Source organism: Streptomyces sp. NPDC050145 (assembly GCF_044460245.1).
GTDB lineage: Bacteria > Actinomycetota > Actinomycetes > Streptomycetales > Streptomycetaceae > Streptomyces.
Window position 1 is genome coordinate 601,772 of record NZ_JBITJS010000001.1, and the last position, 17,439, is coordinate 619,210.

A 17,439-nucleotide genomic window follows, 5' to 3' on the forward strand; every position below is an offset into this window, starting at 1 on the left:
GTCGGCCCCGGGAACCTCGTGGGGACGTCCGTTCATCTCCTGAGGTGGCCGCATGGGTACCGTCGTCGTGTACGAGCTCGACAAGAAGGGGCCCGCGCGCCGGCCCCCAGGGGCGCGGGACAACGGGAAAGAACGCGTCCGCAAGGTGCACGCCGCGCCGACCGCCCCGGGAGAGCCCGCGGTGACGGGGCCTCGCACTCTGTGCGGTAAGGACACCTTCGCCATGCGAACGGGCCCCTTGACCAGCGAGGGCGGTGACGGGCCCTGGTCTCCCGCGCAGTACGCGTCCGTGGTCTGCCCGGACTGCGATGCCGTGATCGAGACGTGATCCCTTCCGGCGGGCCGCCGCCGAGCGGGCCGCACTCGACGACGGACACCCCGGCAGACCTGACGCTCCGTTTGGCTACTTGGTGGCCCCCTGAGCGAAGCCGTTGTAGATGTACCTCTGCAGGAAGAGGAAGACGAGCAGCGTCGGCACGATGACCAGGACGGCCCCCGCGGAGATGCTCTCCCAGTGCGCCCCGAACGGCCCCTTGAAGCGGAAGAGGGCGGTGGAGATGGTGTTTCGAACTCGCCGCGCGCGTTCCGGGTCGAAGAGGATGCCCGCGTCGTCGAGCGCGTCGAGGTACCCGCGCAGCCTTTCCCCGTCGCTCCACAGGTTCCGGGACGCGGCGGCGATCAGTTCCCTGCGGGTCGCCGGCGGCTCGTCCACCGGGGGGCCCAGGCGAACCCGATGCGTCGGTGGCCGACCGCGATGAGCGACCCCACCGCCTCACGCGCCGCCTCTCGGTTGTCGATGACCACCGCGTCCAGCTCCAGCGAGGGCACCGCGCGGTCCACGAGGACGATCGGGATGCCCGGGTCCAGCGCGGTGCGGATGTGCCCGACCGAACCGCGGTCGACCGCCGCCGACGCAAGGATCACCCGTCCAGGCTCTTCGGTGACGGCACCTACGCGCTCGACCCCCGGGTGGCGGTCGAGCGATGCCACACCGCTGTGCGGGAGCCCCGCTGCGGCTGGCCGGACGCCCCGGGCGGTATCACGCCGCCCGAGGCCTGACCTCAAGCTTGTTTCCCCAGGTTCGCATGCCCGCCGACCTGACCGGCTCGAGGGCGCTCTCGTCGATGCCTCGGCGCTGTGGAGGTCCGGACCTCTTCCGCGTCCGGCCGGCGGTTCGGAAGGTTGCTGAGGGGCCGTCACGTCCCGGACCTCGCACGATGCCCGACAGATCCTTCGCCCCGGTCGAGGGGCCTCCAGGCCGCGCCGCTCTTGCATGCTCTGCGCGCAGCTCTTGCATGTTCTATGGCATACCCCATAAGTTACCGACAGGTAGCCCATTCGTCTTCGGGGGCACTTCATCGTCGGGAGGTGTGGGGCAGGTGAGTCCGCGCAGGAGCGAGAGCCGTGACCGGATGGTCCTCAGTGCGGCTGCTCTGCTGCGTGAGTACGGGGCGAGCGCGACCAGCATCGATCGTGTCCTCGCCCACAGCGGAGCCCCTCGGGGCTCGGTGTACCACCATTTCCCCGGCGGGCGGGCGCAGCTCATCGACGAGGCGGTGGCGCTGGCAGGGGACTTCATCGCGGGTCTGATCGACGCCGCGATGCAGTCGGACGATCCGGTGGCGGCCGTCGACGCGTTCTTCGGGCTGTGGCGTGACCGGCTGGTCGAGAGTGGTTTCCGGGCCGGCTGCCCGATCGTGGCGGTCGCCGTCGAGACCAACGACGACGCCCCTCAGCTCGCCCGTTCCGCCGCCGCCGTCTTCGCCCGCTGGCAGGAAGCGCTCGCCGCCCTCTTGGTACGGCACGGCCTGACCGAGGAACGCGGTCGCCGGCTCGGTGCCTTCATCATCGCCGCGGTCGAAGGCGCGGTGATCATGTGCCGGGCCGAGCAGAGCACCGCCCCGATCGAGGCCGCCGCCGCCGAGATCCACGACCTCCTCCTCTACGCCCTGCGCGACCGCCCCGGCACCGGATCCGGGCCCCGACCCAAGGCGTAGCTCGCAGACCTCGACCCACGTCAGATCATTAACGAAGGAGTCGCCATGCCCTCGCTCGACCGCCACGACAACGTCTTCGTCCTCGACCTCGGAGACGGAGAGAACCGCTTCCACCCCGACTGGATCACCGCCGTCATCGCCGCTCTCGACGAGGTGGAGAAGGCGGAAGGCCCTCGCGCCCTGGTCACCGCCGCCACGGGGAAGTTCTACTCCAACGGGCTCGACCTGGAGTGGCTGTTCGCTCACGCCGACCAGCACCAGGACTACGTCGTCTCCGTCCACGCGCTGTTCGCGCGGATGCTGTCGCTGCCGGTGATCACGGTGGCCGCCCTGCAGGGGCACACCTTCGCCGCCGGCGCCATGTTCTCGCTCGCCCACGACTTCCGTGTCATGCGGGCCGACCGCGGCTACTGGTGCCTGCCCGAAGCGGACATCAACATCCCCTTCACCCCCGGCATGTCCGCCCTCATCCAGTCCCGCCTGGCGCCGCAGACCGCGCACACGGCCATGCTCACCGCCCGCCGCTACGGCGGCGCCGACGCCGCGGCCGCCGGCATCGTCGACCAGGCCGTCGCCGAGGACGCCGTACGCTCCACCGCGATCGAGATCGCCCAGGCACAGGTGAACAAGGCCGGCGACACCCTGGGCACCATCAAGGCCCGCATGTACGCCCCGGCCCTGGCCACCCTGCGCGACACCACCAACCCGCTCGGCTGACCAGCCCATCCCCGCGCCCCCGGATGCACTCCTTCGGGGCGCGGGCCGCCCCAGCTGCCCACCGCATGAGGAGACAGGGCCGATGCCCACCGACATCACCTGGCACAAGAGCGCGTGCATCCTGTGCGAGAACAACTGTGGCATCCAGATCCAGACCGAAGGCCGCCGTTTCGCCAAGATCCGCGGCGACAAGGACCACGTCGCCACCGCCGGATACACCTGTAACAAGGCCCTGCGCCTGGACCACTACCAGAACGGCGGCGCCCGCCTCACCACACCCTTGCGCCGGGAGCAGGACGGCAGTTTCACCCCCGTCGACTGGGACACCGCCGTCCGCGAGATCGCCGCCCGGCTCAAGACCGTGCGCGACACCCACGGTGGGGAATCGATCTTCTTCTACGGCGGCGGGGGACAGGGCAACCACCTCGGCGGCGCCTACAGCGGCGCCCTGCTGCGCGCCCTCGGCGCCCGCTACCGGTCCAACCCTCTCGCCCAGGAGAAGACCGGCGAGGGGCATGTCGACGCCCACCTCACCGGCGGACACACCACCGGCGACTTCACCCGCGCCGAGGTCTCGCTCTTCCTCGGCAAGAACCCCTGGCAGTCGCACGGCGTCCCGCGCGCCCGCACCGTGCTCAAGGACATCGCCAAGGATCCCGGCCGCACGATGATCGTCGTCGACCCGGTCCGCACCGAGACGGCAGACCTCGCCGACATCCACCTCCAGGTCAAGCCCGGCACCGACGCCTGGTGCCTGGCCGGTCTCCTCGGCGTCCTGGTCCAGGAGGACCTCCTCGACCACGCCTTCCTCACCGCCCGTACCACCGGCGCCGACACCGTCATCGCCCAGCTGAAGGGGGTGGACGTCGCCCGCTGCGCGCGGACCTGCGGCGTGGACGAGGACCTGCTGCGCCGGGCCGCCCGCGCCATCGGCACCGCGTCCAGCGTCTCGACGTACGAGGACCTGGGTGTGCAGCAGGGCCCCAACAGCACGTTGGTGTCCTACCTCAACAAGCTGACCTGGTTGCTGACCGGGAACTTCGCCAAGCCCGGCGCCATGCAGCCGCACTCGTGGATCGCCCCGCTGGCCCGCTACTCCACCAGCCCGCGCCGCACTCCCGTCACCGGTGCGCGGATGCCCGGCGGGCTGGTGCCCTGCAACGTCATCGCCGAGGAGATCCTCACGGACCATCCCGACCGGTTCCGGGCGATGATCATCGAGTCGTCCAACCCGGCGCACTCCCTGGCCGACTCCGTCGCCTTCTCCCGGGCGCTCGCCGCGCTCGACCTGGTCGTCGTGATCGACATCGCCCTGACCGAGACCGGCCGCCAGGCCGACTACGTCCTGCCGGCCGCCTCCCAGTTCGAGAAGTGGGAGGCGACGTTCTTCACCTTCGAGTTCCCCCACAACACCTTCCACCTGCGCGCCCCAGTCCTCGACCCGCTGCCCGGCACCCTGCCCGAACCCGAGATCTACGCCCGCCTCGTCCGTGAACTGGACGCCGTCCCCCGCGGCAGGCTCACCGCGCTGCGCGCGGCGGCCCGCCTGGGCCGCACCGCGTACAAGCTCGCCTTCGCCGCTCTGGCCGTTCTCGACAAGTCCACGGTCGCCATGGCCCCGCACCTGCTGTACGAGACCCTCGGCCCCACTCTCCCCTCAGGTGCCCGCTCCGCCGCCGTGCTGTGGGCCCTCGCACAACGCATCGCCAAGGAGTACCCGGCCGCGATGCGCCGGGCCGGACACCGAAACGCCGACGCCCTGTTCGACGCGATGCTGGACGGCCGGTCCGGGATCACGTTCACGGAGGACGAGTACACCGACGCCTGGAACTACGTCCCCCATCACGGCCACCGCATCCCGCTGCCCATCCCCGAACTGCTCGGGCTCCTCGCCGACCTGGACTCCACCCCGGCCGTCCACACCACCGAGGACTTTCCGATCGTCCTGGCCGCCGGCCAGCGCCGGGCCTTCACCGCGAACACGATCTTCCGCGACAACGCCTGGCGCAAGCGCGACGCCCAGGGCACACTCCGCGTCAGCGCCCACGACGCCGAACAGCTCGGACTGTCCGACGGCGCCCCTGCCCGGATCACCACGAGCCGCGGCACCGCTCAGGCACTCGTCGAGATCGACGACCGCCTGCAACCCGGGCACGCGGCCCTGCCCAACGGTTTCGGACTCGATCTGCCCACCGAGGGCGGCGGCACCGAACGCACCGGCGTCGCCCTGAACACCCTCACCGACCTCGCCTGGCGCGACCCCATCGCCGGCACCCCCTGGCACAAGCACGTCCCTGCCCGCATCGAGCCTCTTCCCGCCTGACGAGCACCCGCGTCCCCGGCGGCCGCGCCACCGGCACCCTGCAAGGAGAACGACCCGTGACCACCACCGACTTCGCCGCCATGACCGGCCTGGAACTGATGCGCTGGATCCAGACCGAACGGCCCGCCGACATCCCGTCCATCGGCCGCCTGCTCGGCATGCGCTTCGACGAGGTCGACCACGGCCGCATCGTCGTCTCCCTCGACACCCGCCCCGACTTCGCCAACCCCCTCGGCACCGTCCACGGCGGCATCGCCGCCACGCTCCTCGACTCCGCCATGGGCTGCGCCGTCCACACCACCCTCCCCGCCGGAGCCGGCTACACCACCCTCGAACTCAAGGTCAACTACATCCGCGCCGCCCGCACCGACGGCCAGACCCTCACCGCCACCGGCACCGTCATCCATGCCGGCCGTCGTACCGCCACCGCCGAAGGCAAGGTGCACGACGAGCAGGGCAAGCTCGTCGCCCACGCCACCACCACCTGCATGATTCTTTAGGCTGCCGGGCCCGGCCCTGGGGGGGGCAGGCTGGTCCGCCAGGCCTTCCTTCCTTGTACGCCGAGGGGTTCGAAACATGAGTGTGCCTGCGCGCGCCCGTCCCGCGCGGTGCTGGAGGCGGGGGACGGGCGCGCGCAGGCAGGTTTCCCCGCGGGGCTCTGAGCCGGTCAGTCGTCGGTCGCGTCGACGACGTCGGCCAGGTCGACGAACTTGAAGTTGGTCGACGGGCGGTCGGGGTCGCCCGGGGCGTCGTGGCCGTCCTGGACGACGAGCAGCCCGTTCGGGTAGCGGCGGCCCAGCGGCTCGTTCAGCGCGGCCGCGCCGTCGCACTCCTCGGATCCGTCGATCCCGCCGGCGGTGGGCGTCACGCGGAAGCCGCCCTCGTACTCGTTGTTGTCGGAGATCTCGCGGTCGTAGGCCGCGAAGGTGTTGTCGCCCTGGCTGGAGGCGAGGAGCAGACCGTCGCCGTCCTTCTCGTTCACCAGGGTCAGGCCCTCGACGTCGGCGGTGAGGTGCTTGCCGCCGAAGCCCGGGTCACGGCCGGGGACGCACTCCTCGCTCGCCGGGTCGTACGTGCCGGGGACGCCGTACTCGCGGACCTTCTCGACCAGGCGCGGGGTCCCGGTCAGGTCGGCGGGCAGCCGCCAGATGCCCACGTCCTCCTGACCCGCGTACAGCGTGCCGTTGGCCGGGTCGACGACCATGCCCTCGACGTGCGGGAGTTCGTCGGGCTCGTTGCAGGGCGACCACGAGGTGCCGTCGGGCAGGGAGAAGGTCTTGGGCAGATCGAGCGTGCGCACCTTGGTGTAGCCGATGGTGCCGTCGGTGCGGGCCGTGAGTTCGAGAAGGGCGAGGCGGGTGCGCTCGCGCTGGCTGGCGAGCGCGTACGAACGGCCGGTGTTCTTGTCCGTCCAGGTCGCCAGGCCGTACGCGGTGCGCTGGTCGTTGATCTCCTCCTGGGAGGAGGAGAAGACCGGTGCGGCGTTCGGGTCGGTGACGTCGGTGAGCGGTCCGGCCGTGCGGTTCGGGTCGATGCGGTAGACGCGGAGCCGGTCGGTACCCCGGTCCGACGCGACGGCGAGGTCTCCGAGCCGCGAACTGTGGATGAGGTCCACGTTGTTGAGCCGGCCGGGGGCGTCGTCGGGGCCGGGGGCCGAGGGGGCCGGAAGCGACTGGACCTCACGCGCGTCGAGGTCGTACACCCGCAGGCCGCCCTGCTTGGCCGTGGCGATGACGAGGCTGCGGTCGGGGTCGGCCGGGTTGCGCCAGATCGCCGGGTCGTCCGCGTCCGCGTTCCCGCCGGCCGTGTCCTTGTGCAGGGTGGCCGTCTCCGCGTGCGGAGTCACGGCGGGCAGCGATCCGGCGGCCTGCACCGGGGACGTCGCCGTCACGGCGAGCGCGGCGACGGCCGTGGCGAGCACGAGCAGTGAGGTACGGCGAGTGGTCACGTGAGCAACTCCTTGATCTTGGTGGTCGGGCAGCATCGTGTGGTCCTCATGCGAGGGGAAAGGGGGCAGCGGGTGTCGGCCAGGTGAATGAAGCGTTGCGACACGCCGTGGCCCGGGGAGCACTGGTGAGTGGACGTCAATCACCGCTTTCCGTAGGGGACGTTCGGGGCTGTCGTGATGCCGGTGTCAGATAGGGCCGCTGAGCGTTCTTGTGTCGCGCGTACTTCGTGTAGGCCTCCTGCGTCGAGGGGATCGTCGAGGTGGCACCGACCGGGACGTCCCACCAGCTCTCGCTGTCGGGTGCCGGGCACAGCGGGTCGGTCTCGACGTGGATGACCACGGGCCCCCCGTCGGCCGGCCACGCCTTGGCCCGCGCGATGGCGTCCACGAGTTCGCCGCGGGTGCGCACCTCGATGACGTGGGCGCCGAGGCTGCGGGCGTTGGCGGCGAGGTCGGTGGGCAGGCCGGGACCGTCGAGGCGGCCGTCGGCGGAGCGGTAGCGGTAGCGCGTGCCGTACCGCTGGGAGCCGACGGACTCCGACAGCGAGCCGATGGAGTGGAAGCCGTGGTTCTGGACGAGCACGACGATGACCTTGATCCGCTCCTGGACCGCGGTGGTCAGTTCTGTGGGCATCATCAGGTAGCCGCCGTCACCGACCAGGGCGAACACGTCGCGTGAGTCGTCGGCGAGCCGGACCCCGAGCGCGGCCGGAATCTCGTACCCCATGCAGGAGTAGCCGTACTCGACGTGGTACGCCTTGCGGTCGCGGGCCCGCCAGAGTTTGTGCAGGTCGCCGGGCATCGATCCGGCCGCGCACAGGACGACGTCGCGGGGGTCGGTGTGCTCGTTGACGCACCCGAGGACGGTGCCCTGCGTGAGCAGGCCGTCGGCCAGACGGTCCGTCACCTCGGCCGGAGGATGGTAGGAGCGCTCGACCTGCTCGTCCCACGCCGCCCAGAGCGCGGCCTGCCGCTTCTCGTGCTCGGCCGGGACGCGGTGGCCGTGCAGGGCCGTGGCGAGGGCGTCGAGGGCCTCGCGGGCATCCGCCACGACCGTCAGGCCCGCGTGCTTGCCCGCGTCGAAGCCCGTGATGTTGATGTTGACGAAGCGGACGTCGTCGCCCTGGAACGCGGTACGGGAGGCCGTGGTGAAGTCGGACCAGCGGGTGCCCACACCGATGACGACGTCCGCGTCGCGCGCGAGGGCGTTGGCCGCGGTTGTCCCGGTGGCGCCGACACCGCCCATCGCCTGCGGATGGCCATGGGGGAGCGACCCCTTGCCGGCCTGTGTCTCGGCGACGGGGATGCCGGTCGCCTCCGCGAAGGCGAGCAGGGCCTCCTCCGCGCCGGAGTAGTGGACGCCTCCCCCGGCGACCAGCAGCGGGCGCCGGGCCTGCCGGACGAGGTCGGCCGCCGCGGCGATGCGCGCCGCCTCGGCGGGCGGTCTGGCGATGTGCCACAACCGGTCCTCGAACAGCTCCACGGGCCAGTCGTGCGCTTCGGCCTGGACGTCCTGCGGCAGGGCGATCGTCGCGGCACCGGTCTCGGCGGGGTCCGTGAGCACCCTCATGGCTCCCAGGAGCGCGAACGGCAGCTGCTCGGGCCGGGTGATCCGGTCGAAGAAGCGCGACAAGGGGCGGAACGCGTCGTTGACCGTGATGTCGGCGGCGTAGGGCTGCTCCAGCTCCTGGAGCACCGGAGCGCTGGGCCGGGTGGCGAACGTGTCGGAGGGCAGGAGGAGGACGGGGATCCGGTTGATCGTCGCGAGGGCCGCGCCGGTGAGCATGTTGGTCGAACCCGGGCCCACGGACGCGGTGCAGGCCCAGGTCGCCAGCCGGTCCTCGTGGCGGGCGTATCCGACCGCCGTGTGGACCATCGCCTGCTCGTTGCGGGCCAGGACGTACGGGAGGCGGTGGGGGTCCGCCGCCTCCTGCTCATGCTGGAGCAGCGCCTGGCCGACGCCCGCGACGTTCCCGTGCCCGAAGATTCCGAGCACTCCCGCGAAGAACCGTCGCCGCTGTCCGTCGCGTTCGCCGTACTGGGCGGCGAGGAACTCCACGATCGCCTGCGCCACTGTCAGCCGCACTGTCGAGTGCCGCGCCGTGCTCATCCGGTACCTCCTGGGGCCGTTGGGTTTGCCGCGGACGGAATCAGCCGCTCGTCGAAGGGAAGGTCCGGCCAGGTGTCACGGACCCAGGCGTGCGCGGGGTCGTCGCAGATCAGCCACGCGCGCTCGGGGCCCGGGCCGGCCATGACGTTGAGGTAGTAGAGGTCGGCGTCCGGCGCGGCCGCCGAGGGCCCGTGCCAGCCGTGCGGGACCAGGACCACGTCCCCGGAGCGCACCTGGGCGCACACGTCGATCGGCCGGTCGTCGTCGGAGGCGTAGACGCGCTGGTAGCCGACGGGGTCGGTGCCACGCGCGTCGGTCGACCGCGTCTCGAAGTAGTAGATCTCCTCCAGCGCCGTCTCCTCGCCCGGCCGCTCGGTGTCATGTTTGTGCGGGGGCCACGAACTCCAGTTGCCCGCCGGGGTGATGACCTCGCACGCGATGATCGAATCGGCGTCGAGGGTCCCGGGAGTGCCGAAGTTGCGGACCGTCCGCGAGGCGGATCCCGCTCCGCGTCGCTCCACGGGGACCTCGGCGGCGGCCAGATGCCGGAACCGCGGCCGGTCACGCGCCGAGACGTCCGGACCGCCGGACACCAGGGCTCCGGCCACCGCGACGCGGGCCCGGCCCGCGGTGGCCCGGACGGTGATCCGGGCACCGGCCGGCACGTAGGCGGTGTCGGTGGGGCCCGCGAACACGCTCGTCCTGCCCGCGAGCGGGGCCGTGTCGCGGTGGCCGTCCGCGGTCACCGCGGTGACGTGGACTCCGCCCGACAGGGGGACGACGATGTGCTCCCAGTCCGAGCCGGGCAGCGTCCGTGTCTGGCCGGGGGCCAGGGTCGTCACCCGGAGGCCGGTGTGATGCCAGTCGGGGCGACGGGCGGTGACCGCGACGTCCCATTCCCGGTCGGACGCGGTGCCCCGGGGCAGCACCCATCGGTCGCGGCCGCTCATGTGCCGCTCCGGTGGACCAGCCCGGCGGCGATGTCCACGGCCGCTGCCACGTCGTCGTCGGGCGGGTAGAGCAGCGCGCGGCCGACCACCAGGCCTCGTACGGCCGGGAGCGTCAGGGCCGCGTCCCACGCGGCGTACCTCGCCTGTGGGTCGCCGTTCGGATCGCCGCCGAGCAGGAGGGTCGGCAGCGTCGTCGACTCCAGGACACGTTCCAACTGGTCGACGACCGGCAGCTTGAGCCATGTGTAGGCGCTGGTGGCGCCGAGACCGCTCGCGATGTGGATCGACCTGATGACGCTGTCGGGGTCGAGGAGATTTCGGACACGGCCCTTCTCGCGGACTGAGAGGAACGGCTCGACCATCGCCATGAGACGGTGCTCGGCGAGGCTGCCGACCACTTTCGCCGTGGCCTCCAGCGTCGCGACCGTGGCCGGCTCGTCAAGACAGATCCGGGTGAGGGTCTTGCCCCCTTCGAGGCCCTGTGCGGCGATCGCCTCGGGGGTGTACGCGGTCATCCGGTCGTCGAGTTCGAAAGCCGAGCCCTGGATCCCTCCGCGATTCATCGAACCGATCGCGATCCGGTCCTCCAGCACTCCCATGAGAAGGAGGTCGTCGAGCACGTCGGGGGTGCCGAGCACACCGTCCACACCGGGACGCGACAGGGCGACGGCCAGCCGCTCCAGTAGCCCGGCGCGGCTCGCCATGGCCCCCTCGTCGCCCCGCACGCCGAGGGCGCCCCGGGCGGGATGGTCGGCCGCGACGATGAGCAGGCGGCCGTCCTCCCCGCCCAGCGTGCGGCGGGAACGCTTCTGCCAGGACCGTCCGATGAGCTCCGGCTCGCGGGCCCGGATGGCGGTCAGCTGTGCGGAGTTCATCCGATGGCCCCTTCGGCGTGGTGCGGTGAACCGGCGAGGGCCGACTCGACCTCGGCCGTGGTCGGCATGGCGGTGGAGCAGGCCAGGCGGGACGCCACGATCGCCCCCGCGACATTGGCGAACTCGACGGTCCGGCGCAGCGGCCAGTCGCTGAGCAGGCCGTGCACGAGGGCTCCGCCGAAGGCGTCGCCCGCGCCCAGGCCGTTGAGGACCTCGACGGGATGCGGCGCGACCTCGATCCGCTCGTGTGCGGTGGCCGCGAGGACACCCTTGGGTCCCTGCTTGACGACGGCGAGTTCGAGGCCCCGGTCGAGGAGTGCGTCGGCCGCTCGGTGCGGGTCCGTCTCGCCGACGGCGATCTCGCACTCCTCCCGGTTGCCGACCGCGACCGTGACGTGGTCCAGCGCGCGGTCCACCTGGTGGCGGGCCTCCTCGGGGCCGGCCCAGAACATCGGCCGGTAGTCGAGGTCGAGGACGGTCACTCCGCGGCGGTCGCGGGCCTGCCAGGCGGCGAAGTGGGCGGACCGGCTCGGCTCGGCCGACATGCCGGTGACGGTCGACCAGAACACGGTGGCGTCCCTGATGTCAGCGAGCGGCAGCGTCGCGGGATCGATCAGCAGGTCCGGGGCCGCGCCGTACCGGTAGAAGTACAGAGGGAAGGAGTCGGGCGGGAACACCTCGCAGAAGGTGACGGGCGTGGGGGGCCCGTCCGGATCCGTGAGCGGCGTGATGTGGGCCGGGTCCACGCCCAGCCGAGCGGCCTCACGCCGCACGTACCGGCCGAAGGGATCGCGGCCGACGCGACTGATCAGGGCGGTGCTGCGGCCGTGCCGGGCAGCCGCGACCGCGACGTTCGTCGCGCTTCCCCCCAGGAACTTCTCGAACGTCCGCACCTCCTCCAGGCCGACTCCCTGGTCGAGGGGGTAGATGTCGACTCCGGTCCGTCCGATGCAGACGAGGTCGTGCGCCATCCGCGTCAGACCTCCGTCAGGTCGAGGCCGAGCAGGTGGCCGAGGGAGGCCCGGACGTCGTCCAGTGGGTCGTGGGCGCCGTCCTCGCCGGGCGGGGCGTGCAGGACGGTGTCCTGCTCCAGTACGTACCAGCCGGTGTAACCGTGCGCTTCGAGGCCGCGGACGATCGAGGCGATGTCGACGTCGCCGGCGCCGAGGGGCGCGTACATCCCGTCGGCCACGGCCCGTGTGTAGGAGACGGCGCCCGAGCGGACCCGGTCGGCCATCTCGCGGTGGACGTCCTTGAGGTGGACGTGGGCCACCCTGTCGGGGGCCGCGGCGGCGAGGGCGACCGGGTCGTCGCCGCCCACGAGCAGATGCCCGGTGTCCAGGCACAGCCCGATGCCGCATCCGTCGAGCACCCGGCGGACCTCTTCGGCGGTCTCGACCATGGTGCCGACGTGCGGGTGGAGGGTGGCGGTGAGCCCCCGGGAGTCCGCCGTGCCGGAGATCCGGTCGAGGTTGGCGAGGAGCGTGGACCAGCCTGTGGCGTCGAGCGCGGGGCGCTGGTCGTAACCGTCGGCCCCCGTGGCGGCCGCGACGACCACCGTGCCCGCGCCGGCGGCCAGCAGGCCCGTGATCGCCCGCTCGACCTCGGGCAGCGGGTCGTGGCCCGGATCGTGGAGCACGGCGGGCACGAACTGGCCGACGGCCCGCAGGCCGTGCGAGGCGAGGGTCGCGGCCTTGTCGGCCGGCGCGTCGGGCAGGAACCCGTCCGGCCCGAACTCGGTGGCGGCCAGGCCGATCTCGCACATCTGACGCAGGACCAGGTCCGGGGCGAGCTGGTGCCCCCAGCCCGGTACCTCGCAGACTCCCCAGGAGATCGGCGCTCCCGCGATCCGCTGGGCGATGGGTGAGGTCACAGCATGCCTCCTTGGGTACCGGGCGTGGCGGCCCGGTCTCGTCGTCTGCCCGGAGGGGCGGTGCAGGCAGCGGTTCGCATTCCTGGCCCCTCCTTCTGCTCCGCGCGGTGTGCCTGGACGGCGCTCGTTCGCACGGCATCGAGCCTGTCTTCCCTCTGACGGCCTGTCAACCTAATGTCCTGACAATCTGTCTTGAAATGGTTCCTTGGTCAGCGGGCCCTGTCCGGGAGCCGGGCCCGCGAGTCAAGTACCGTGCCGTCAGGCCGGGTGGCCGGTGCCGAGCACGTGCTCGACCAGATCCGCCACCGCGCCCAGCGCACACGCGCCGACGACCAGATCGGCGGCGCCCCGCACCTGCTCGTGCCCGTCGCCGACCGCCGCGCCCAGCCCGGCGGCCCGCACCATGGCGGTGTCGTTCGGGTTGTCACCGATCGCGGCGATCCGCGCCAGGGGCATGCCGTGCGCCGAGGCCAGGTGCCGCAGCGCGTTCTCCTTGCCCGCGCCCGGCGGCAGGATCTCCAGATACGTGTCCTCCGACTGCACCAGCCGTGCGGCGGGACACGTCGCGCCGACCAGCCGTGCCAGCGGCTCGAGCCCCGGCCGCTCGGAGATCAGCATCACCTTCGTCGGAGGCCCGGCGGGCGGGGCCGAGCCCAGCTCGATGCGATCCCGCGCGGCGTACGCGGCGAGCGCGGGGGAGTGCCGCAGCACATAGGCGTCCTGGCCGGAGAAGGCGACCGCGCCCACGTCCTGCGGCAGCGCGGGCACCAACTCGTCCCGCACCGCCGGCCAGAGACCGCCCAGATCGAGGTCGAGGAGGCGTGCGCCCGTTCCCGGGTCGGTGATGCGCGCCCCGTTGTAGACGATCAGCGGTGTGGTCAGGCCGAGTTCCCGGTGGTAGCGGCCCGCGGACACCTCGTTGCGGCCGGTGGCGACGACGACTGTTCCGCCGAGTTCCTGGTAGCGGCGCAGGGCACGGGCGCTGCGCTCGACGATCCTGAGCCGCCGGTCGACGAGCGTGCCGTCGAGATCCGTGACGATCCACGCGTAGCGCAGATGCACGCCGGTGGCGGTCATCGGGCATCCCACCGGGGCAGTCGGGTCAGGTACCAGTCGACGAACTCCTCCGCGGCGGTCGGCACCAGGTCCGGCCCGTGGGCGAGATAGCCGGGCTGGTCCCAGCCTTCGTTGCCGGCGAACGGCCGATAGACCGCCCCCGCGCCGCGCACGAGCACCTGCGCGGCGCACACGTCCCAGGCGTTGACCGAGGTGCCGAGGGCAGCGTCGCACCAGCCGGCCGCCACATGGGCCAGCGTCAGCGCGGCGCTGCCGGTACGGCGCACGGTTCCGTAGCGGGCGACCAGGTCGCCGAAGCGGGGGAGGGCCTCCGCATCGCCCCGGGCCAGCTCGCGGGAGTTGGGGAACCCCGTGATGAGCAGCCCCCGGCCTTCGTCGCGTACGCCGCTGGGGTGCAGGCGTGTGCCGTCCAGGTAGGCGCCGCGGCTGTCGGCGGCGAAGACGTGCCCAGCGACGGGGTCGACGATGGCGCCCGCCACCGGCACGCCGTCGACGGCGACGCCGACGGACGTGCAGAAGAACGCCAGGCCGCGGGCGAAGTTGGCGGTGCCGTCGATGGGATCGACGTACCAGGCGATGCTGCCGTCCCTGCCGTGGCGGCCGTCCTCCTCACCGATGACCGTGCTGTCGGGCACGCGCTTGAGCACCAGCTCCCGGATGCGTTCCTCCGCCTGCCGGTCGTGGACCGTGACGGGGTCGTGCTCGTCGCGCTTGAAGTGCACGTCCATCGTGTCGCGGAACGCCGCGAGCAGGTCCGGCGCGACAGACAGCGCGGCGTCGGTGGCGGTCCTCATCAACTGCTGTGAAAGGTCGTCGAGTTCGGTCATACGGCGGCGGGCTCCTTTGTCGTCAGCGCGGTGCGCAGCAGCTCGAACAGCTCGGTGCCGTCCGAGACCTGGACGTCGGGCTGCGGCCCGAGGGCCGCGTCGCACCGGTCCGCGGGGCGCATCAGGACGGTCGTGCCGACGCCGGCCCGGCGCCCGCACAGCACGTCGCGGTCGTAGTTGTCGCCGACGTACCAGCAGTCGGCCGGGTCGACGGACAGCGCTCGTGCCGCCAGCAGGATCATCTCGGCGGCGGGTTTACGCAGCCCGCTCTCGTCGGAGTACACCTGTACGTCGAGGTAGGGGGCGGTGCCGAACTCGCGCGCCAGGTCCCGGTTGAGGGCGCCGTTCAGGGTGTTGGACACCACGCCGGTGCGCACGCCGTGGGCGCGGGCCAGCTTCAGCGTGTCCAGCATTCCCGGAGCGAGCTTCTTGTCGGCCTCGGCGACGATCAGTTCACGGCACAGCGGCACGGCCTCCGCGCCGACGAGAGCCCGCGCCGCCGGGGGCCAGTCGGCGGCGATGAAGTCCTCCCACAGCTCCCGGTGCCGGATCTCCCGGGGCTCGACGGTGCGGACGTGACCGTTCTTCCAGGCGCGGTAGGCGCTGCGTCCCGCGGTGATGTCGGCGAGCACGGCGTCCCGGTCCAGGCCCGCGCCGGGGCCGATCAGCGCGACGACGCGGTCGGCGAAGGCGGGCAGCCGCTCGGGGTGTTTGACGGATCGCGCCAGCACACCGCCGTGGTCCAGGAGAAGGGCGCGCGGCGGACGCGGCTCCGGCCCGACCGGGTCTCCTGCCGGTTCCTGATGCCGCGGGCTCATCGGCCCGCCTCGCTCAGGAGCAGGGCGCGCAGTCCCGTGGGGTCGGCGACGATCCGGTCGGGCTCGGCCTGGACGACGTAGGGGCGGTCGTACGTGCCGCGGGCCTCCATGAGGACGGTGGCACCGACTCCGGCGCGCCGGCCGCACAGAACGTCGCGGTCGTAGTTGTCGCCGACGTACCAGCAGCGGGCGGGCTCGGCGGCCAGGGCGCGCGCCGCCGTCCGGATCAGCTCCGGGTTGGGTTTGCGTACCCCGATCTCGTCGCTGTAGACCTGCACGGCGACCCGCTTGTCCAGGCTGTGCGCCGACATGAACTCCCGGTGCACGGAGCCGGCCAGCGCGTTGGAGACGATGCCCACGCGGATGCCCAGTTCGTCGCAGGTGTCCAGGAGTTCGGCCATGCCGGGCCGGACGGCGCGGTCCTGCTTCAGCTGCCCGAGCCGGTGGCACAGGGGCTGTGCGTGGGCGGTCACCCAGGCGCGGGCGGCGTCGGGCCAGTCCGCGGCGACGAACTCCGTCCAGAAGCGCAGGTGTGTCATCTCCTGCGGGGCGAGCGGCCGGCTCATCGCGTTCTTCCAGTGCGCGTCGGCGGCGGACGCGGCCCGGAGGTCCGCCTCGATGTGCCGGGCCGTCAGGTCGTGGCAGCCGGCCCCGGTCAGCGACTCGTGCAGTTCGGATGCCAACTCCTGAGCCCAGGCGGGGCGGTTGGTGGTGGCCACGACCACTCCGCCGAAGTCCAGCAGGAGGGCGGTGGGGCGGGTCAGCTGGCCCATGTGGCGGAGTTCTCCTCGTTCTCGTCGGACCGTGGGGGCGCGGGAATCCTTGTGGCGTCGGGCAGCCGGTCGCCGGCGGCGTCGAACAGGTGCAGGTCGGCCGTCCGGGCCGCGCAGCGCACCCGCAGGCCCGGCTCGGCGCGCACGTCGCCGTAGGCGACCAGGTACAGCTCGGTGTCCGCGGCCCGCACCAGGACCGTCCAACTGGACCCGGTGGGCAGGGCGGTCTGCACCGTGGCCTCGAAGACGAAGTGCGCGCCGGGATCGGTCTCGCCGTCAACGAGGATGCGCAGCGCCTCGGGACGCACGCCGACGGTCGCCAACTCGCGGTCCAAGGAGGGCCGTTCGGAGACGACGTGCTCCCGGGCCGCCGTGGCGAAGCTGTCGCCCCCTGAGCCGACGTCGAAGATGTTCATCGGGGGGCTGCCGACGAAGCGGGCCACGAACGTGTTGGCGGGCCGGGAGTAGACCTCCATGGGCGGCGCCATCTGCTGCACCACGCCCTTCTTCATGACGACCACGTGCGTGGCCATCGTCATGGCCTCCAGCTGGTCGTGCGTGACGAAGACGATGGTGTGTCCGGTCTCGTCGTGGATGCGCTTGAGCTCGGCGCGCATGTCCAGGCGCAGCTGGGCGTCGAGGTTGGACAGCGGCTCGTCGAGCAGCAGCACCTCGGGATCGACCGCGAGCATCCGGGCGAGGGACACGCGCTGCTGCTGGCCACCGGAGAGCTGTGCCGGGTAGCGGTCGGCGGCCCAGTCGATCTGCATCATCCTGAGAGCGGCGGCCGTGCGCTCGGCGCGCTCACCGGATCTGACCTTGCGCACCTTCAGCCCGAACTCGACGTTCTTGGAGACGGTGAGGTGTGGCCACAGCGCGTAGTTCTGGAACACCAGCCCCATGTCGCGCTTCTCGGGCGGTACGAAGACGCCGTCGCGGGTGGAGTCCATGATCCGGCCGCCGACGGTGATGGTGCCGGCGTTGAGCGGTTCGAGGCCCGAGATCATGCGCAGCGTCGTCGTCTTGCCGCAGCCCGAGGGGCCGAGCAGGCAGGTGAACGAGCCGGAGGGGATCTCCAGGTCGAGGTCGTCGACCACGGGTGGTCCGGAGCCGTAGCTCTTGCGCACCGACGAGAGCGTGATGGTCGGCAT

The 17,439-nt window shown here is 72.1% G+C and carries 17 protein-coding genes and 1 pseudogene; 5 read left to right on the plus strand and 13 right to left on the minus strand.

Annotation, left to right across the window (positions count from 1 at the left end; translation table 11 throughout):
* The first annotated feature begins 52 nt into the window (after positions 1-52).
* Complete coding sequence (locus tag ACIBTU_RS02990) at positions 53-328, plus strand: hypothetical protein (protein ID WP_399124112.1); 276 nt, start codon at positions 53-55, stop codon at positions 326-328.
* A gap of 75 nt (positions 329-403) precedes the next feature.
* Here the strand turns inward: ACIBTU_RS02990 and ACIBTU_RS02995 are convergent.
* Positions 404-562 (minus strand): annotated as a pseudogene (locus ACIBTU_RS02995) (carbohydrate ABC transporter permease); the annotation flags it as partial.
* A 116-nt stretch (positions 563-678) separates the two neighbouring features.
* Positions 679-924 carry a hypothetical protein gene (locus ACIBTU_RS03000; RefSeq protein WP_399124113.1) on the minus strand — a complete coding sequence of 82 codons (246 nt, stop codon included), beginning with the start codon at positions 922-924 and terminating at the stop codon, positions 679-681.
* 455 nt (positions 925-1,379) lie between these two features.
* Here ACIBTU_RS03000 and ACIBTU_RS03005 point away from each other — a divergent pair, with 455 nt between their 5' ends.
* From ACIBTU_RS03005 to ACIBTU_RS03020, 4 genes are all read left to right on the plus strand, one after another.
* A complete protein-coding gene (locus ACIBTU_RS03005) occupies positions 1,380-1,997 on the plus strand; it encodes a TetR/AcrR family transcriptional regulator (protein ID WP_399124114.1) in 618 nt (205 codons plus the stop codon).
* Positions 1,998-2,042: 45 nt separating this feature from the next.
* On the plus strand, positions 2,043-2,714 hold the full coding sequence (locus ACIBTU_RS03010; RefSeq protein WP_399124115.1) for an enoyl-CoA hydratase-related protein: 672 nt from the start codon (positions 2,043-2,045) through the stop codon (positions 2,712-2,714).
* A gap of 82 nt (positions 2,715-2,796) precedes the next feature.
* Entirely contained in the window at positions 2,797-5,037 is a 2,241-nt protein-coding gene (locus ACIBTU_RS03015) for a molybdopterin-dependent oxidoreductase (RefSeq protein WP_399124116.1), read from the plus strand.
* Positions 5,038-5,093: 56 nt separating this feature from the next.
* Positions 5,094-5,537, plus strand: a complete 444-nt coding sequence (locus tag ACIBTU_RS03020) for a PaaI family thioesterase (protein WP_399124117.1) — start codon at positions 5,094-5,096, stop codon at positions 5,535-5,537.
* Between the two features lie 167 nt (positions 5,538-5,704).
* On the opposite strand, the gene ACIBTU_RS03025 is transcribed toward ACIBTU_RS03020, so the two are convergent.
* The 11 genes from ACIBTU_RS03025 to ACIBTU_RS03075 form a co-directional block, all read right to left on the minus strand.
* The gene (locus ACIBTU_RS03025) at positions 5,705-7,021 is read right to left on the minus strand and encodes a phytase (protein ID WP_399124118.1); all 1,317 of its coding nucleotides are present in this window, start codon (positions 7,019-7,021) and stop codon (positions 5,705-5,707) included.
* Between the two features lie 100 nt (positions 7,022-7,121).
* Positions 7,122-9,095, minus strand: a complete 1,974-nt coding sequence (gene iolD, locus ACIBTU_RS03030; RefSeq protein WP_399124119.1) for a 3D-(3,5/4)-trihydroxycyclohexane-1,2-dione acylhydrolase (decyclizing) — start codon at positions 9,093-9,095, stop codon at positions 7,122-7,124.
* Positions 9,092-10,045 carry a 5-deoxy-glucuronate isomerase gene (gene iolB, locus ACIBTU_RS03035; RefSeq protein ID WP_399124120.1) on the minus strand — a complete coding sequence of 318 codons (954 nt, stop codon included), beginning with the start codon at positions 10,043-10,045 and terminating at the stop codon, positions 9,092-9,094. Before iolB ends, iolD begins: the two co-directional genes overlap by 4 nt.
* Entirely contained in the window at positions 10,042-10,920 is an 879-nt protein-coding gene (locus ACIBTU_RS03040; RefSeq protein WP_399124121.1) for a deoxyribose-phosphate aldolase, read from the minus strand. Before ACIBTU_RS03040 ends, iolB begins: the two co-directional genes overlap by 4 nt.
* Entirely contained in the window at positions 10,917-11,891 is a 975-nt protein-coding gene (gene iolC / locus ACIBTU_RS03045) for a 5-dehydro-2-deoxygluconokinase (protein WP_399124122.1), read from the minus strand. Before iolC ends, ACIBTU_RS03040 begins: the two co-directional genes overlap by 4 nt.
* A gap of 5 nt (positions 11,892-11,896) precedes the next feature.
* The gene (locus ACIBTU_RS03050) at positions 11,897-12,793 is read right to left on the minus strand and encodes a TIM barrel protein (protein ID WP_399124123.1); all 897 of its coding nucleotides are present in this window, start codon (positions 12,791-12,793) and stop codon (positions 11,897-11,899) included.
* A gap of 258 nt (positions 12,794-13,051) precedes the next feature.
* Positions 13,052-13,870, minus strand: a complete 819-nt coding sequence (locus ACIBTU_RS03055) for an HAD family hydrolase (protein WP_399124124.1) — start codon at positions 13,868-13,870, stop codon at positions 13,052-13,054.
* Entirely contained in the window at positions 13,867-14,697 is an 831-nt protein-coding gene (locus ACIBTU_RS03060; protein WP_399124125.1) for an inositol monophosphatase family protein, read from the minus strand. The genes ACIBTU_RS03055 and ACIBTU_RS03060 overlap by 4 nt, the downstream gene beginning before the upstream one ends.
* Entirely contained in the window at positions 14,694-15,515 is an 822-nt protein-coding gene (locus ACIBTU_RS03065; RefSeq protein ID WP_399124126.1) for an HAD family hydrolase, read from the minus strand. The genes ACIBTU_RS03060 and ACIBTU_RS03065 overlap by 4 nt, the downstream gene beginning before the upstream one ends.
* On the minus strand, positions 15,512-16,288 hold the full coding sequence (locus ACIBTU_RS03070; RefSeq protein ID WP_399124127.1) for an HAD family hydrolase: 777 nt from the start codon (positions 16,286-16,288) through the stop codon (positions 15,512-15,514). Before ACIBTU_RS03070 ends, ACIBTU_RS03065 begins: the two co-directional genes overlap by 4 nt.
* Positions 16,276-17,439 carry an ABC transporter ATP-binding protein gene (locus ACIBTU_RS03075; protein ID WP_399124128.1) on the minus strand — a complete coding sequence of 388 codons (1,164 nt, stop codon included), beginning with the start codon at positions 17,437-17,439 and terminating at the stop codon, positions 16,276-16,278. The genes ACIBTU_RS03070 and ACIBTU_RS03075 overlap by 13 nt, the downstream gene beginning before the upstream one ends.

What these genes read in the sequence shown, in the direction of transcription:
- ACIBTU_RS03075 (WP_399124128.1), bottom strand. Translation starts at nt 17,439, where the DNA reads ATGCCGACCATCACGCTCTCGTCGGTGCGCAAGAGCTACGGCTCCGGA.
- iolD (WP_399124119.1), bottom strand. Translation starts at nt 9,095, where the DNA reads ATGAGCACGGCGCGGCACTCGACAGTGCGGCTGACAGTGGCGCAGGCG.
- ACIBTU_RS03015 (WP_399124116.1), top strand. Translation starts at nt 2,797, where the DNA reads ATGCCCACCGACATCACCTGGCACAAGAGCGCGTGCATCCTGTGCGAG.
- ACIBTU_RS03010 (WP_399124115.1), top strand. Translation starts at nt 2,043, where the DNA reads ATGCCCTCGCTCGACCGCCACGACAACGTCTTCGTCCTCGACCTCGGA.
- iolB (WP_399124120.1), bottom strand. Translation starts at nt 10,045, where the DNA reads ATGAGCGGCCGCGACCGATGGGTGCTGCCCCGGGGCACCGCGTCCGAC.
- ACIBTU_RS03025 (WP_399124118.1), bottom strand. Translation starts at nt 7,021, where the DNA reads ATGCTGCCCGACCACCAAGATCAAGGAGTTGCTCACGTGACCACTCGC.
- ACIBTU_RS03070 (WP_399124127.1), bottom strand. Translation starts at nt 16,288, where the DNA reads ATGGGCCAGCTGACCCGCCCCACCGCCCTCCTGCTGGACTTCGGCGGA.
- ACIBTU_RS03065 (WP_399124126.1), bottom strand. Translation starts at nt 15,515, where the DNA reads ATGAGCCCGCGGCATCAGGAACCGGCAGGAGACCCGGTCGGGCCGGAG.
- ACIBTU_RS03060 (WP_399124125.1), bottom strand. Translation starts at nt 14,697, where the DNA reads ATGACCGAACTCGACGACCTTTCACAGCAGTTGATGAGGACCGCCACC.
- ACIBTU_RS03040 (WP_399124121.1), bottom strand. Translation starts at nt 10,920, where the DNA reads ATGAACTCCGCACAGCTGACCGCCATCCGGGCCCGCGAGCCGGAGCTC.
- ACIBTU_RS02990 (WP_399124112.1), top strand. Translation starts at nt 53, where the DNA reads ATGGGTACCGTCGTCGTGTACGAGCTCGACAAGAAGGGGCCCGCGCGC.
- iolC (WP_399124122.1), bottom strand. Translation starts at nt 11,891, where the DNA reads ATGGCGCACGACCTCGTCTGCATCGGACGGACCGGAGTCGACATCTAC.
- ACIBTU_RS03055 (WP_399124124.1), bottom strand. Translation starts at nt 13,870, where the DNA reads ATGACCGCCACCGGCGTGCATCTGCGCTACGCGTGGATCGTCACGGAT.